We start from the raw sequence: 13,813 nt of genomic DNA on the forward strand, positions 1-13,813 counted from the left end.
TTCTTTCACTCGCTTATTTCATGAACCCGGTCAGCCCGGATCGTCGCCAGGCGGACACAGCGTCAATCCAGGGACGAACTCCGGGAATGACGCTGTACCACGATGGGTCGACGCGGACGCGACGAGGTGGTAGACGTGCGAGCTTCAGGAGTGCAACATGGCGCCGACACGTACGCGAAAAGTGAGCCTCTGCGGCAAGGAGCTGCATGGCCTGCAGCACATCTGCGCGTTCTTCGATTCGCGCAAGGAGATGTACGACGTCCTCAATCCGTACTTCCGGGAAGGAATCGATATCGGCGACGAGGTGGTGACCATCTTCGAGTCGAGCGCGCATGACGACCATGTGGATCGGATGCAAAAGGGCGGCGTGCCCGTGCAGGACGCGATTCAGCGTGGCCAGCTCAAGGTCGTGCCTTCCGAGCAGACGTACCTCCAGGACAACGTGTTCGTCGCGGACCGCATGTTCTCGACCCTCGAGGGCGTGCTCAAGGGCGCGGCCGAAGGCGAGTTCAAGTCCGTTCGCACCTGCGGCGACATGGAATGGGCGCTGAAGAACCTGCCAGGAACCGAGGACCTGATGGTCTACGAAGCAAAGGTGAACACGCTGGCGCCCAAGCACGACTGCACGCTTCTTTGCTGCTACGACGTCAATCGCTTCAGCGGCCGGGTGATCGCCGATGTGCTCGCCACGCACTCGCACGTGATCATCGGCGGCCACGTGCACGAGAATCCGTACTACCTCGACCCGGTGACGTTCCTGAAGAAGCTCGCGTTGCGGCGGGCGCCGGTGTCTCTCGCGAACGAGGGCTGACCCTCTCCGCCGCCTCGCTCCTCGTGGTATACCGCCGGGTGTGGGACGCTTCGATCATCTTGCCACCACGCCCGCGCGCGGCGCGGCCGACGTCCTCAAGTGGAAGCTCGGCGCCCGCGAGAAGGCCGTCGCCGACGGCTTCGTCACGCCGCACCGCGCGTACGATCGCTCGCTCGTCGAGAGCGGCCGCGCCTCGCTCACGTGGATTGGCCACGCGTCGTTCCTGCTCGTGCTGGGCGGCCTGCGCATCCTGATCGATCCCATCCTCGCGACAGGCCTCGGCACCACGAAGCGGCTCGCCCCGGCGGGCATCCCGATCGAGGACCTCACCGAGATCGATCTGGTGCTGATCACGCACAACCACCGCGATCACCTCGACACGCGGACGCTGTCGCGCATCCTCGCGGCGCACGCCGTGCATCCGGGCAAGCTCGGCAAGAAGAACGCGCCGCTCCGGCCCCGCTTCGTGGTGCCGCAGGGCAACGGCGCGCTCCTGGCGAAGCTGGGCGCGGGCGCGATCGACGAGCTCGCGTGGTGGCAGTCTGTCCGCGTCGGCCAGGTCGAGATCACGCTCGTGCCCGCGCGGCACTGGTCGATGCGCATGCCCTGGGACAGGAACGAGGCGCTCTGGGGCGGCTTCGTGATCCGCGGCCCCGAGGGCGCCGCGTACCACTCGGGCGACACCGGCTTCTTCGACGGCTTCGCCGAGATCGGCGCGCGCAACGGCGGCTCCATCGACTGGGCCATGTTGCCCATCGGCGCCTACGCCCCGCGCTGGTTCATGGAGCCGCAGCACATGGGCCCGGAAGAGGCCGTGCAGGCCTCCGAGCTGCTCGGCGCGCGCACCTTCGTCGCGATGCACTGGGGCACGTACAAGCTCACCGACGAGCCGATAGGCGAGCCGCCGGTCCGCGCGCGCGAGGCCTTCCTGAAGGGCCGTGGCGACCTGGAGCGCCTCTGGATCCTCGACGTCGGCGAGACCCGCGGGCTCTGAGATCACTCACCTCCTGACGGCGGGGGCAGGCCCGACAGGTTGACGTGCCCGCCGCTGCCTGAGGGGGCGGAGGCCACGAAGAAGAGGCGCTGCTCGGCCAGGAAGCCGATGAGGTCGTCGTCCAGCTCGGAGAAGGTTCGTCCCATGGATCCTCGTGGGCGGCGGACTGCCGCGTCGCGCGGTGTTGTAGGGGCGGCGCGGCAGTGCGGGGAGGGGAGGTACTCGATCCGGATGGATCGCCGGGATAACGTCGAACGGTCGGGCGATCTCTTCCAGGTTGGCCGTCACAACCCCACATGGGCGGATCGCGGAAGCCCGCTCTGCGCCGGAGACAGATTCGATGAAGAATACCATGTTGAACACGAGAGCCGCGGCGATGCTGGCAGCGATCATCGGAGCCGGCACCATCGGCGCAGGCTGTGAGCAGCGCGCCGCGCTTTCGTGGACCAGTCCAACGGTACGTCATCGACGCCGAGCGCGACGTGCTGCATTGCCTTCGCGCGCTCCAAAGCCCTGTACGAGGGGCAGGAAGAGCTCGTCCACGATGGACTGGATGCGTGCGGGCTTCAGCGGCTTGAGATCCATGAGCAGATCGTGCCGCACGAGGTCGTACGGCAGGGCGAGCACGGCGGAGGGAATGCGCTCGAGGTTGACCTCACCGCGGTCGTGGGCGCGCTGGTAGAGGACGCGGACACGCGGCTTCTGGGCGCCCATGACCTTGTCGCGCACCTGCGAGGGGGTCAGGCCGGTGGCGGCCAGCAACCCCGAGAAGGCGGCGGCTGCGGCGATGGCGAAGAAGCCGGCAAGGGCGTCGCTCAGGGCCGTCAGGTGGGCGAGCAGGTCGCTGCGCAGGGCGCCGGTGTCGGGGACCGCGACCGGGCTTACGTCCCGGCGGTGCTGGATGGCGGCGAGGACCAGCTCGTCCTTGTTCGCCCAGCGACGGTACAGGACCGCGATCCCCGTGCGAGCGCGCGCGGCGACCGATTCCATGGTCAGGTTCGCGAAGCCGACCTGGACCAGCTCCTCCCAGGTCGCGTCGAGCAGATCGGCCTCGAGCTGCTGGCCGCGTCGTCTATGGCGGACTTGCCTTCGCGTTCCTGTCGTCATGGACCTGACAGTTTAGATAGATTTTCATTTCTTATCAACGCCGCGGATGATAAGAGATGGATCACTCTCTTCAACCGGAGGCTGACGATGCCAGATCCCGAGCCGTGCGCAGTGCTGATCGTCGGCGCCGGCCCGACCGGGCTGACGCTGGCCTGCGAGCTCGCCCGCAGCGGCGTGTCCTTCCGCCTGATCGAGGCCGCCCCAGGCCCGCGGCCCGGCTCGCGCGGCAAGGGCATCCAGCCGCGCACGCTCGAGGTCTTCGACGATCTCGGCATCGTCGATCGGGTGATCGCCCACGGCCGGATGGCGATGCCGATCCTCTCCACGGCTCCCGACGGCCGGGAGACGCTGGGCGGCGCCATCCCCGAGGCGTTGAAGGGTCGCTCCGATATCCCCTATCCGGCGAGCCTGATCACGCCCCAATGGCGCACCGAGGAAGCGCTGCGGCTGCGCCTGGCGGAGCTCGGCGGCTCGGTCGAGTTCGGTGCTGCGCTGGCGAGCTTCGAGCAGTCCGGCGAAGGCGTGTCGGCGGTGGTCGTCAAGGGCGGTGAGACGGAGACGGTCGCCGCGCGCTGGCTGGTCGGCTGCGACGGCGGCCACAGCATCGTCCGCAAGCAGGCCGGCATCGCGTTCGAGGGTGAGACACGCGAGGAGGTGCGGATGATCGTCGCCGACGCCGGCGTCGACGGCCTCGACCGCGACGCCTGGCGCATCTGGTGGCATGAGGAGGGCGTCGTCGGCCTCTGCCCGCTGCCGTCGACCGACGTCTTTCAAGTTCATGCCGTCGTCGCGCCGCGACAGGACCCCGAGCTCAGCCTCGCGAACATGCGGGCGATCCTCGAGCGGCGGAGCGGCCGTACCGACCTCCGGCTCCACGAGCCGACGTGGTCGTCGCTGTGGCGCGCGAACGTCCGCCTCGTGGACAGATATCGCGAGGGTCGCGTGTTCCTCGCCGGCGACGCGGCGCACGTCCACTCGCCCGCCGGCGGCCAGGGAATGAACACAGGCGTCCAGGACGCGCACAACCTTGGCTGGAAGCTGGCGGCGGTCGCGAAGGGCGCCTCGCCGGCATTGCTCGACAGCTACGAGGCCGAGCGGCGACCGATCGCAGCCGGCGTGCTCGCGCTCTCGAACTCGCGCCTCCAGCAGGCGCTCGAGCGGAAGGACATCGCCATCCGCCGCGATGCGAGCACCACCCAGCTCGACATCCACTACCGCGGCTCTCCCCTGGCGCGCGACGACCGCGACGAGACTGCCCTGCTCCGCGCCGGCGATCGCGCCCCCGATGCGACAAAGCTGACCACGGTGGAAGGTGAACGCCGGCTGTTCGAGCTGACGCGCGGCGGGCGCTTCACGTTGCTGTGCTTCGGGCCCGCGCCTGCGATCGGCGCCTCAGCCTCCGACCTGAGGACGCTCCATGTCGTCGGACAGCCGACGGGCCCCGACGACATCGCCGACACGGCTGGCCATCTCGCCCACGCCTACGGCGCGACGGAGCGCACCCTCGTACTCATCCGTCCCGACGGCTACGTCGCGCTGATCTCCGACGCCGGCGACGCCTCGGCAGTCTCGGACCATCTCGCCGCGTGCAGCTGAGCGTTGCGACGGCGGGTCTGCGACGGGCGCGACAGAGAAGCGCAGGTCCGATGAGAGCGAGCGGGAATTGCTTCCATTGGTGGAACAGCTCCCGCCGCAGTCGAGGTCGGCGGGGACGACGGCCGGCTCGCTCACGTTGCCGCCAAGATCGACGGCGGAGATCTCCTGCTCGGCGCGGCCGCCCCGCTGCCCCTCGATCACGACGATGGAGGCGTTCACCGGTCCTCCGCGTTCGCGCTCCAGGTCACGGGACGACCAGCACTGGAGCGCCCTTGCGAACCACGTAAGATATGACGAACTTGAGCGGCTTCGTGGCGCTCGTGTTCTTGAACATCACGTGGGACACGTTCGGCAAGTCCCGAAAGCTCTGCCCTTCGCGGACCTCGATGGTCTTGCCGCCCTCGAAGGTGGATTCGAAGCTGCCGCTCACTACGTACCCGACGCCGGCCGCCGGGTGGTGGTGCGGCGGCGCCGCGACGCCGGGCGCATACTCGATAAGGTACATCCGCGTCTCCCACCCGGGAAGATCCTGCAAGTCCGACTGATCGAGCAGCGCGCGCGAGATTCCCTGGGCAGTCTTCGGCTCGTGGGCGCGCTCCGCGCTCCCTGCGGAGCCTGGCGCGGTTGTCGCCGGAGCTTGCGCGTTCGGGTGCGCTTCCGCTGCAGGTGAGGCCAGTTGGTTGGCGTTGGCCGCCGGCACGAGAGCCGCGCTGCCCTCGGTCTCCTGCGTTCGAGCGACCGGCGTCGCGTCGGGCCCGTTCAGCGGGAGCTTCGCGTCAGCGGACACAGGCGCCGGAGACGGTTGCGTCGCACAAGCGCTCACCAGAAAAAGCGACAACGCCGCACCGCCGAACAACGTCGAGGGAAACTTGCAATCGAGCACGCTCTTTTTCATGGCACTCCTCTTCTAGGCAGAACCGTCCGGGGCGAGCTCGGAGCTGCGTGGCGATCGCGGCAACTGCCGCCGCCGAACGCCTCTTCACCGCGCACTTCCTGACAGAGCCCTCACGCATCTCCGCATCAGGAGAGGTTCTTGGAACGCTCCCTCAAGAACTACATTTGTAGTTCGTGGCTTGCCCCTTGTCAACGATCCAGAGCGACGGTTCGCTGCCGCGATTTCGTCTTTGGCCGACATCGTACTAGCCTTGCCCGCGTGGATCCGTCCGACCCCGTGGCCCCGTATCTACCGACCCTCGGGCGCGCCCGCGCCGAGGGCCTCGCGCTGCCGACCGGCGCGCCGGTCGAGGAGCGCCGCGTGGCAGCGCTGGTGGTGCTCGCGTTCCTCGTGCGCCGCGAAGGCTGGACCGAGGTCGTCGACCTCAGCCCGAAGGACGCGCTGCAGATCGCGACGGATGAGCCGCCGCTCCCCGACGCCCTCGAGTTCGAGGCCCGCGCTCACCGGCGCTTGGCCGAGCATCTCGGCCCCCGGCCCTGCACCGCGTGCGCCGGCGCCAGCGCGAGCCCCGTCGTCTGCGCGTCCTGCATGGGCGAAGGCCACCTGCGGCGGGTGCGCATCCGCCACGTGCAGGACCGCCCGTTCGAGGTGCGCGAGCTCTACGCGCCACGCGAGATGTCGTTCGTGCCGGCGCTGTTCGCGTTCGTGAGCGCCCTGAAGCGCGCGCTGGGTGACGCGGATTTCCCCGAGGCCCTGCGCTGCCTCGACCTCCGCCCCCGGGCGGTGCGCACAGCCTACCGAGGCGGCGGCGACCGGATGGTCGAGCCGGATTTTCATGGCCACCAGTTTGCCGGCACGATCGAGAGCGCGGTGGCCACCCTCGACGCGTTCGCCGCGGGCGGCCGGATCGTGGCGCAGGAGGTGCGCGCCTACGCGTGGCCGCTGCTCTGGCTGCGCTACGGCCCCGGCGAGCCCGCGCGCGACGAGGTCGTCTTCCCCGAGCTCACCGGCGCGCTCCAGGCCTTCTCGGGCGCGAACCCCGCCGAGCTCGAGAGCTCGTCCTCCGGCTCGAGGAGGAGCAGATCTTGAAGTCGCTGCCGGCGGAGGAGACCGCGCGGGATCCGCGCAGGCGACGATTCGTTCGGTCTTCTTTCACTCAGGCGCCGGGCGAGCCCGCGGACGCCCCGCCGGTTTTCGGCCTGGAGCGCGCGGGTGGTGGGCGATCAGCGTCTCGACGAAGGCCAAGAGCGCCGGTTCGGCTTCTCCGACCCGGGTCGCGATCTGCCACTCGAGGGCGAGCCCGCGCTTGCCGAGCCGCACCGCCCCGAGCGCGCCGCTCGCCGCGAGCGGCGTCGCTGCCCAGCGGGGGACGAGGGCGAGCCCGAGGTTCGCGCGCGCCATCTCCACGGCGACGCCCGAGGCCGGCGGCACCGGGGTGAGCTTCTTCGGCCCGGCCACCCCCGCGAGGGCCAGCGCACGGCCGAGGACCGTCTGCGGATCGAGCGCTCGCGCATCCGACCACAGGTGCTCGTGCGCCAGCGCCTCGAGCGGAACCCAGGCTCGACCGAAGAGGGGGTGCCCGGAGCCCACGATCGCGACGAGCTCGTCGCGGAAGAGGCGTCGGTAAGCGAGCCCCCGCGCTCGCGGCGTGTCGCCGGTCACGAGCGCGACGTCGAGCTTGCGCGCGAGCAGCGCCTCGCTGGGAGCGTCGGCCGAATCCGCGACGACCGTGACCTCCACGTCGGGAAAGCGCTCGGCGAACGCGCGGAGGACTCCCGGCAGCCACGCATACGACTGGTGGCACGACGTCGCCAGGCGCAGCACGCCCGTCGTCCCGCTCATGAGCCGCCGCGCTTCGCTCTCGGCGCGCGACAGATCGGCGAGCGCCGCGCGCGCCGCGTCGGTCAGGCGCCGTCCGGCGGCGGTGGCGACGAGGCGCCGCCACTGCCGCAGAAAGAGCGGACCACCCAGGCGATCCTCGAGCTCGCGCAGCTGCTGGCTCAGCGCGGACGGCGAGACGTGGAGCTTGCGCGAGGCGGCGTGCAGGCTGCCCGCCGCGTCCAGCGCGACGAGCAAGAGGAGGTGGCGGCTCTCGACGGCGAGCTCGGTCATGCGTGAAGCATCGCTTAACAATGAGGTCAAAACAAGTCGCTGGTCTAATCCGACGGCCATCGCCAAGCTCGCTTCCGTGAGCTCGATGAGGGAGCATGAAACCATCAAGGGCCTCGTCGCCGTCATCGCGGCGGCGTCTGCCTGGGGCACCGTCCCGCTGTTCGTGAAGCACGCGGAGCGCTCCGCGGCGCTGTCGCCGTTCTTCGAGAGCTTCGCGCTGATGGCGGGCATGACGCTCGCGTCGGCGCCGCTCGCGCTCGGCGCGCGGCGAAGCGGACGCTTGCCGGTGCGGGCGCTCCTCGCGGTCGGCGCCTGCGAGGCCTTGAACGTCGCCTGCCTGCTGCTCGCCTTGCGGAGCACGAGCGTCGCGGTCGCGATGACCGCGCACCACCTGGCGCCGATCCTGGTCGCCCTCGCGGCGGGGGCGCTGCTCGGCGAGCGCCTGCGGGGGCGGGTCCTCTGGGCTTCGAGCGCGAGCTTGCTCGGGCTCGCGCTGATGCTGAGCCCCTGGTCCTCCGCGCCGTCGCTCAGCGGCGGGCTCTTCGGGCTCGCGAGCGCGGTGTTCCTCGCGTCCAACGTGCTGCTCAGCAAGCGCCTGACGCGCGATCTCTCGGGCGCCGAGCTCCTGTTCTTCCGCTCGCTGTTCGCGCTGCCCTTGCTGGCGCTGCTCTCTCCGCGAAGCACCTGGACGAGCCCGGACGTCGCGTCGGCGCTCTGGCTGGTCGTCGCCGGCGCGGGACCGGGCGTGCTCGGGGGGCTCTTGTTTCTGTGGGGCCTGTCGCGCGTCAGCGCGGGCAAGGCCGCGACGCTCACCCTGCTCGAGCCGCTCGTCGCGATCGCGCTCTCGCTCGCGCTGCTCGGTGAACGACCGACGGGCGCCGCGCTCGCGGGCGGGCTCTTGATCCTCGCCTCTGCCGCCGCCGTGCTGCTCGAACCGCCCGCGCCGCCGGCGCAAGACCCCGAAATCGTCGTCGACCGGGAGATCCGATCATGAAAGCGATTCGACTCGTGCGCTTCGGCGCCCCCCACGTGCTCGAGCTCCACGAGCTCGCGGTGCCCACCCCTTCTTCCGGCGAGGTGCTCGTTCGAGCTCGCTTCGCAGGGGTGAATTTCGCGGACGTCACGCTGCGACGCGCGGCGCACCCCTGGCCAGACCCGCCGCCGCTGACCCCCGGCTTCGAAGCGTCCGGCGTCGTCGCTGCCGTGGGGGAGGGCGTGACAGAGACGCGACCCGGCGAGCGCGTGGCCACACTGCACTTCGGCCTGGGGGCCTACGCGGAGTATCAGCTGGTCCCGGCGTCGCAGGTGATCCCGCTGCCCGCGGACGTGAGCTTCGAGAGCGCGACGGCCTTGATGCTCCAGGGCCTGACGGCCCATGTCTTGACGTTCGAGAATCCCAGGTTCGCTCCGGGGCAGACGGCTTTGATCCACGCCGCGGCGGGCGGCATGGGGCGGCTGCTCACGCAATGGCTCAAGCGACGCGGCGCTACCGTGATCGGCACGGTGTCGACGCCCGAGAAGGCGAGGCTCGCGGCGGCGGCGGGCGCGGACCACGTGATCGACTACCGGGCGCGCGACTTCGCCGAGGAGACCTTGCGGTTCACGCAGGGCAGAGGCGCCGACTACATCATCGACGGCGTGGGCTCAGCGACCTTCGAGAGCAACCTGGAGGCGGTCGCGCCGCGCGGCCACATCGCCTTCTACGGTTTCGCGAGCGGAGCACCGGACGCCCTCGATCTCCGGCGCCTGATGGCGAAATCGGTCAGCGTGAGCGGCGAGAACGTTGCGTGCTACGTGAGGACGCGCGAAGAGCTCTCGCGCCGGGCGAGCGCGGTCTTCGACGCCCACCGCGAAGGCACCCTCCTGCCGCGGATCGAGCGCGTCCTGCCGCTCGCGCGGGCGGCCGAAGCGCATGAGCTCCTCGAGAGCCGCGCCACGGCCGGCAAGGTGCTGCTCGAGATCTGAGCCGAGCTCAGGCCTGGGCCTCTTCGCCCGGCGACGCGCCCGAGGCGCCTTCCTGGCGCGGCGCGGATCCGGTAGTCCTCGCCCCGTCTCCCGTCCGCGCATGTCCCCATCGACCACGCCGCCCTCCGTCGCCCAGCGCCTCGCGCGCGCCCTCGAGGTGCTCGTGCCGGCGCTCGACATCGTCGAAGCGCGGGTCGACGAGGGCGCGCCGCCGGCCTGGTGCGAGGCGCGGGGCTGGACGGGCTTCCTGCTGGCGCTCTCCGACGCCGAGCTCGCCCGCTGCGAGGCCGAGGGGCTCGCCGCGTGCATCGACGGCCTCGGGGCCGCGCCCCCGAGCCTCGTGGCCCTGGCGCGGGCCGCGGACGAGGCGGCCAGGCTGCCGCGGCGGCCGGTCGAGCCGCTCCCGCCGGCGTCGCTGGACGAGCTGCGGGCGGTGCCGGCGCGCAAGCGGCTCCAGCTGGAGGCCCTGCTCGGCGCCGTGGCGCCCATGGCCGCCCGCGCCCGCCGCCTCGTCGACGTGGGGGCGGGGCACGGCCACTTCACCCGCCTCGCCGCTGCGCGCTTCGACCGCGATGCGGTCGGCCTGGAGCGCGAGCCCGACCGCGTGGCCACGGCCTCCGCGCTGGCCGCCGGGGGGCGGGCGCGCTTCGTGGCGTTCGACGCCTTCGAGCAGGCGCTGGCGTTCGCTCCGGACGACCTGCCGGTCGGCCTTCACGCCTGCGGCGAGCTCGGGGACCGCATGGTGACGGCGGCGGCCGAGGCGCCCTGCGATCTGGCGCTCGTCTCGTGCTGCCTGCAGAAGATCGGCGCGCCGGCCCGCGCCCCGCTCTCGGCCGCGGCCAGGGCGGCGGGGCTCGTCCTGAAGCGCGAGGCGCTGGGGCTCACCAACCTGACGGCGCGCGCGGCGGGGGTCGAGGCCAGCCTGGACGAGGAGCTTCTGGCCCGCGAGCGGCGGCACGCGCTGCTGTCGCTGCTCCGCGGCCGCGGGCTCGACGTCGCCCTGGGCGAGGAGATGCGCGGGATCAACCGGCGGCGCGCGCACGGCGGGCTGCGCGAGCTCGCGGCGAGGGCGCTCGCGCTGCGGGGCCTCGGCCCGGCGACCGAGGCCGAGCTCCGCGAGCGCGAGGTCGCGGCGCGCGCGGCGTTCGGCCAGATGCGCCGGCTCACGCTGCCGCGCGCGCTCCTGGCCCGGCTCACGGAGGTCGCGGTCGCGCTGGATCGCGCGATGGTCCTCGGCGAGCGAGGGCACGAGGTCGAGGCGGCGATCGTGTTCGAGCCCGAGGTGACGCCGAGGAACGTCGCGATCTTCGCGAGCGCCCGGCCGGGAGGGCTCGGGGGCTGACGCGGCCCCGCCGTGGGCCCCTCGCCAGCAGCCCTGCGGATCGGGTGCTTCCCTGGCAACAGCGCCGCTTGGCAGACCCTTGATTCCAAGGGTTTCATGGAATGGCACGCACGGTGCACATCACGGCGCCATGCAAAGACGTCAGTTCTTGGGAGGCGCCGCTGCAGCGGTGTCGGCAGCGCTTCTGGCAGGCAGGGCCCGGGCCGCCGGGCCCAGCGTGATCCGCGTCGGGGTGCCCGGTGTCGGCGTGGGCAATCGCCCCGTCACCGGAGGAAGCTTCTTCTCCCTCTTGCACCTCCAGGGGACCCTGGCCGAGGAGTTCAAGAAGGACGGCATCGAGGTGAAGTGGAACTTCTTCCGCGGCGCCGGCCCCGCCGTGAACGAGGCGGTCGCGAACAACCTGCTCGACATCTGGACCCACGGTCACCTGCCCTCCGTGGTCGGCCGGGCGAGCGGCCTCAAGACGCGGCTCCTGGCCAGCGCCAGCCGGCGCGGACACGCCTACCTGGTGGTGCCCGCCGACTCGCCGATCACCGGCGTCCGGGACCTGCGCGGCAAGAAGGTGGCCTTCCAGAAGGGCACGGCCTCTCAGCTGTCCGCGAACCGGATCCTCGAGGGCCACGGGCTGACCGAGAAGGACATCCGGTCCATCAGCATGGATGCCTCCACCGCGAAGGCGGCGATCGCCACGAAGGACATCGACGCGGTGTTCGGCGGCACGGACTACCTCTCGCTGCGCGACCAGGGGATCGCGAAGATCGTCTACACGACGAAGGGGGATTCCCCGACCTACCCGAGCAATTCAGGCATCATCGCGCGGGAGGACTTCATCAACGAATACCCCGACGTCGTGCAGAAGATCATCACGCTCGCGGTGAAATCAGCGGCGTGGGTCGCGGACGAGAAGAACCGCACGCAGGCGTTCCAGCTGTGGTCGAAGTCGGGCACGCCCTTCGCGAACTACAAGGAAGCGCAGCAGGGCGAGGACATGAAGCAGAACGCCAGCCCGCTGCTCGACGAGTACGCCATCGCCCGGTACAAGTCGGCGGTCGCCGACTCGAAGAAGTACGGCCTGATCAGGAGCACCTTCGAGGTCGAGCCCTGGACCGATCGGCGCTTCCTCAACCGGGCGCTGAAGGACGCCGGACTCGAGCGCTTCTGGGCCGAGTGGGACGCGAACGGCAAGCCGAAGGGCTGACGGCCTGGGGGCGCGGGCCGCAACGCGCGGCCTGGCCGCCGCCGTGGGCTTCCGGCTGACGGGGGCCGATCTGGAAGAGATCGATCGACTGGCGCCGCTCCAGGCCCGCTGAGCGAAGAGGAATCCATGGCCGTTTCGACATCCACGTTGCGTGTTCAGGCTGCCGTCGAGCAGCTCCGGTCCGGTGGCATGGTGATCCTCGTCGACGACGAGGCGCGCGAGGACGAGGGAGATCTCGTCGTCCTGGCAGAACATGCGACGCCGGCCGCCATCAATTTCATGGCGACCCACGGCCGGGGGCTGATCTGCCTCGCCCTCACCGAGGACCAGGTGGACCGCCTCGGGCTGCCGCTCATGGCGACCCGGCCCGGCGCGCGCCGGTCGACGGCGTTCACGGTGAGCATCGAGGCGCGCGAGGGCGTCACGACCGGCATCAGCGCCCGCGACCGGGCGCGCACCGTCGCGGCCGCGATCGCGCGGGACGCGTCGCCGCGAGACGTTGTGTCGCCAGGGCACGTGTTCCCGCTGCGGGCGCGCCGAGACGGGGTGTTCGAGCGCGAGGGGCACACCGAGGGCGCGGTCGACCTGGCGCGGCTCGCCGGGGGGCTGCCGGCCGCCGTCATCTGCGAGATCCTGAATGACGACGGGACGATGGCGCGCCGCCGGGACCTCGCGCGCTTCGCGGCGCGACAGGGGCTGCCGCTCGTCTCCATCGACGACCTCCTCCGCCACCGGGTGCGGTGCGAGGACGTCGCCGCGCGCGTCCGGAGCGCCCCGTTCCGGCCCGCAGGCCTGAGCGGCGAGTGGCGGGCGCACACGTACACGATACGTCGCGAGAGGCAGCTGCTCCTCCTGACGCACGGCGCGCCGGCGCACGCCGGTGACACCGCCATCGTGTACACCCACCGCGCGGCGCTCGTCTCGGACCTCCTCGGCGACGCCCATCTGTTCGACGCCCTGCGAGACATCGAGGCTGCCGGCGCCGGCGCGGTGGTCTATGTGCCCCCGCCGGCCGAGCCGACATCTGCGGGAGCCGACGTCACCATGGGGCTCGAGCTCGCCGTGGCCGCGCGCGAGCTCGTGGCGCTCGGGGTTCGCCGGGCGACGCTCCTCGACTCGAGGGCGCCCCGGCCCGACGGGCCGAAGAAGGAGATCGACCTCGAGACGGGCGAGCCTGTGACGCAGGTGGGAGGCCACGGCGCGCCGCCGCCGCGGCGCGGGCGGGCAGGGATTTCGGGGCATGGCGGCGCATCGTCGGTGATCCAACCCGGCGTGGATGTCTCCGTGGTGAGCTAGGCTCTGCCCGATGAACCGCGGCTCCGCTCGAGCCATCGGTCGATCTCGAGGGGAAGGACCATGAACGGGCAGAAGCTCATACCGGAGCTCGACGTGGCGGATCTCGGCGCCTCGCTCGGCTTTTACGTCGGTGTCATCGGTTGCACGCTGCGGCACGAGAGGCCCGAGGAGCGGTTTGCCTTCATCGACTTCGAGGGCGCGCAGCTCATGCTGCAGGAGGCGGCGGGGCCGGGCCGCAGGTTCCGCACCGCGCCGCTGGAGCATCCTTACGGACGCGGCGTCAATTTTCAGATCGAGGTCGGTGACGTCACGCCGCTGTACGAGCGCGTGCGCGCAGGCGGCTTCCAGATCGTGATCCCCTTCGAGGAGAGGTGGTACCGCGAGGGCGACATGGAGCTCGGCAACCGCCAGTTCGTCGTCGCCGACCCCGACGGCTATCTCCTGCGGTTCTTCACGGACCTGGGCCAGCGCCCCCTGCGCTCTTGATCGCTCTCTCT

Annotated in this window: 14 protein-coding genes; 10 read left to right on the forward strand and 4 right to left on the reverse strand. The window is 71.1% G+C overall.

The window, feature by feature from the left end; all coding sequences use genetic code 11:
- Positions 1-157 precede the first annotated feature (157 nt).
- Complete coding sequence (locus WME82_RS12660) at positions 158-811, forward strand: MEDS domain-containing protein (protein WP_438043051.1); 654 nt, start codon at positions 158-160, stop codon at positions 809-811.
- Positions 812-851: 40 nt separating this feature from the next.
- Positions 852-1,805 carry an MBL fold metallo-hydrolase gene (locus WME82_RS12665; protein WP_438043052.1) on the forward strand — a complete coding sequence of 318 codons (954 nt, stop codon included), beginning with the start codon at positions 852-854 and terminating at the stop codon, positions 1,803-1,805.
- A gap of 2 nt (positions 1,806-1,807) precedes the next feature.
- On the opposite strand, the gene WME82_RS12670 is transcribed toward WME82_RS12665, so the two are convergent.
- Both WME82_RS12670 and WME82_RS12675 read right to left on the reverse strand, forming a co-directional pair.
- Positions 1,808-1,951, reverse strand: coding sequence for a hypothetical protein (locus WME82_RS12670; protein WP_438043053.1), 144 nt, complete (start codon positions 1,949-1,951; stop codon positions 1,808-1,810).
- 316 nt (positions 1,952-2,267) lie between these two features.
- Complete coding sequence (locus WME82_RS12675) at positions 2,268-2,912, reverse strand: TetR/AcrR family transcriptional regulator (RefSeq protein ID WP_438043054.1); 645 nt, start codon at positions 2,910-2,912, stop codon at positions 2,268-2,270.
- Positions 2,913-2,999: 87 nt separating this feature from the next.
- On the opposite strand from WME82_RS12675, the gene WME82_RS12680 reads away from it, so the two are divergent.
- The gene (locus WME82_RS12680) at positions 3,000-4,508 is read left to right on the forward strand and encodes an FAD-dependent oxidoreductase (protein WP_438044884.1); all 1,509 of its coding nucleotides are present in this window, start codon (positions 3,000-3,002) and stop codon (positions 4,506-4,508) included.
- Positions 4,509-4,752: 244 nt separating this feature from the next.
- Here WME82_RS12680 and WME82_RS12685 read toward each other — a convergent pair whose 3' ends face one another.
- Entirely contained in the window at positions 4,753-5,013 is a 261-nt protein-coding gene (locus tag WME82_RS12685) for a cupin domain-containing protein (RefSeq protein WP_438043055.1), read from the reverse strand.
- Positions 5,014-5,661: 648 nt separating this feature from the next.
- Here WME82_RS12685 and WME82_RS12690 point away from each other — a divergent pair.
- On the forward strand, positions 5,662-6,492 hold the full coding sequence (locus WME82_RS12690; RefSeq protein ID WP_438043056.1) for a hypothetical protein: 831 nt from the start codon (positions 5,662-5,664) through the stop codon (positions 6,490-6,492).
- A 63-nt stretch (positions 6,493-6,555) separates the two neighbouring features.
- Here the strand turns inward: WME82_RS12690 and WME82_RS12695 are convergent, their stop codons facing one another.
- The gene (locus WME82_RS12695) at positions 6,556-7,515 is read right to left on the reverse strand and encodes a LysR family transcriptional regulator (RefSeq protein ID WP_438043057.1); all 960 of its coding nucleotides are present in this window, start codon (positions 7,513-7,515) and stop codon (positions 6,556-6,558) included.
- Here WME82_RS12695 and WME82_RS12700 point away from each other — a divergent pair.
- The 6 genes from WME82_RS12700 to WME82_RS12725 all read left to right on the forward strand — a co-directional run bounded on the left by WME82_RS12700 (position 7,514) and on the right by WME82_RS12725 (position 13,802).
- A complete protein-coding gene (locus WME82_RS12700) occupies positions 7,514-8,509 on the forward strand; it encodes a DMT family transporter (protein ID WP_438043058.1) in 996 nt (331 codons plus the stop codon). The genes WME82_RS12695 and WME82_RS12700 overlap by 2 nt on opposite strands.
- Complete coding sequence (locus tag WME82_RS12705) at positions 8,506-9,480, forward strand: quinone oxidoreductase family protein (RefSeq protein WP_438043059.1); 975 nt, start codon at positions 8,506-8,508, stop codon at positions 9,478-9,480. Before WME82_RS12700 ends, WME82_RS12705 begins: the two co-directional genes overlap by 4 nt.
- Positions 9,481-9,580: 100 nt before the next feature.
- Positions 9,581-10,822, forward strand: a complete 1,242-nt coding sequence (locus WME82_RS12710) for a methyltransferase (RefSeq protein WP_438043060.1) — start codon at positions 9,581-9,583, stop codon at positions 10,820-10,822.
- A gap of 169 nt (positions 10,823-10,991) precedes the next feature.
- A complete protein-coding gene (locus WME82_RS12715; protein ID WP_438043061.1) occupies positions 10,992-12,020 on the forward strand; it encodes an ABC transporter substrate-binding protein in 1,029 nt (342 codons plus the stop codon).
- A 126-nt stretch (positions 12,021-12,146) separates the two neighbouring features.
- The gene (gene ribB, locus WME82_RS12720; RefSeq protein ID WP_438043062.1) at positions 12,147-13,316 is read left to right on the forward strand and encodes a 3,4-dihydroxy-2-butanone-4-phosphate synthase; all 1,170 of its coding nucleotides are present in this window, start codon (positions 12,147-12,149) and stop codon (positions 13,314-13,316) included.
- A gap of 60 nt (positions 13,317-13,376) precedes the next feature.
- A complete protein-coding gene (locus WME82_RS12725; RefSeq protein WP_438043063.1) occupies positions 13,377-13,802 on the forward strand; it encodes a bleomycin resistance protein in 426 nt (141 codons plus the stop codon).
- Positions 13,803-13,813: the final 11 nt, after the last annotated feature.

Source organism: Sorangium sp. So ce128, assembly GCF_051525245.1.
Lineage (GTDB): Bacteria > Myxococcota_A > Polyangia > Polyangiales > Polyangiaceae > Sorangium > Sorangium cellulosum_B.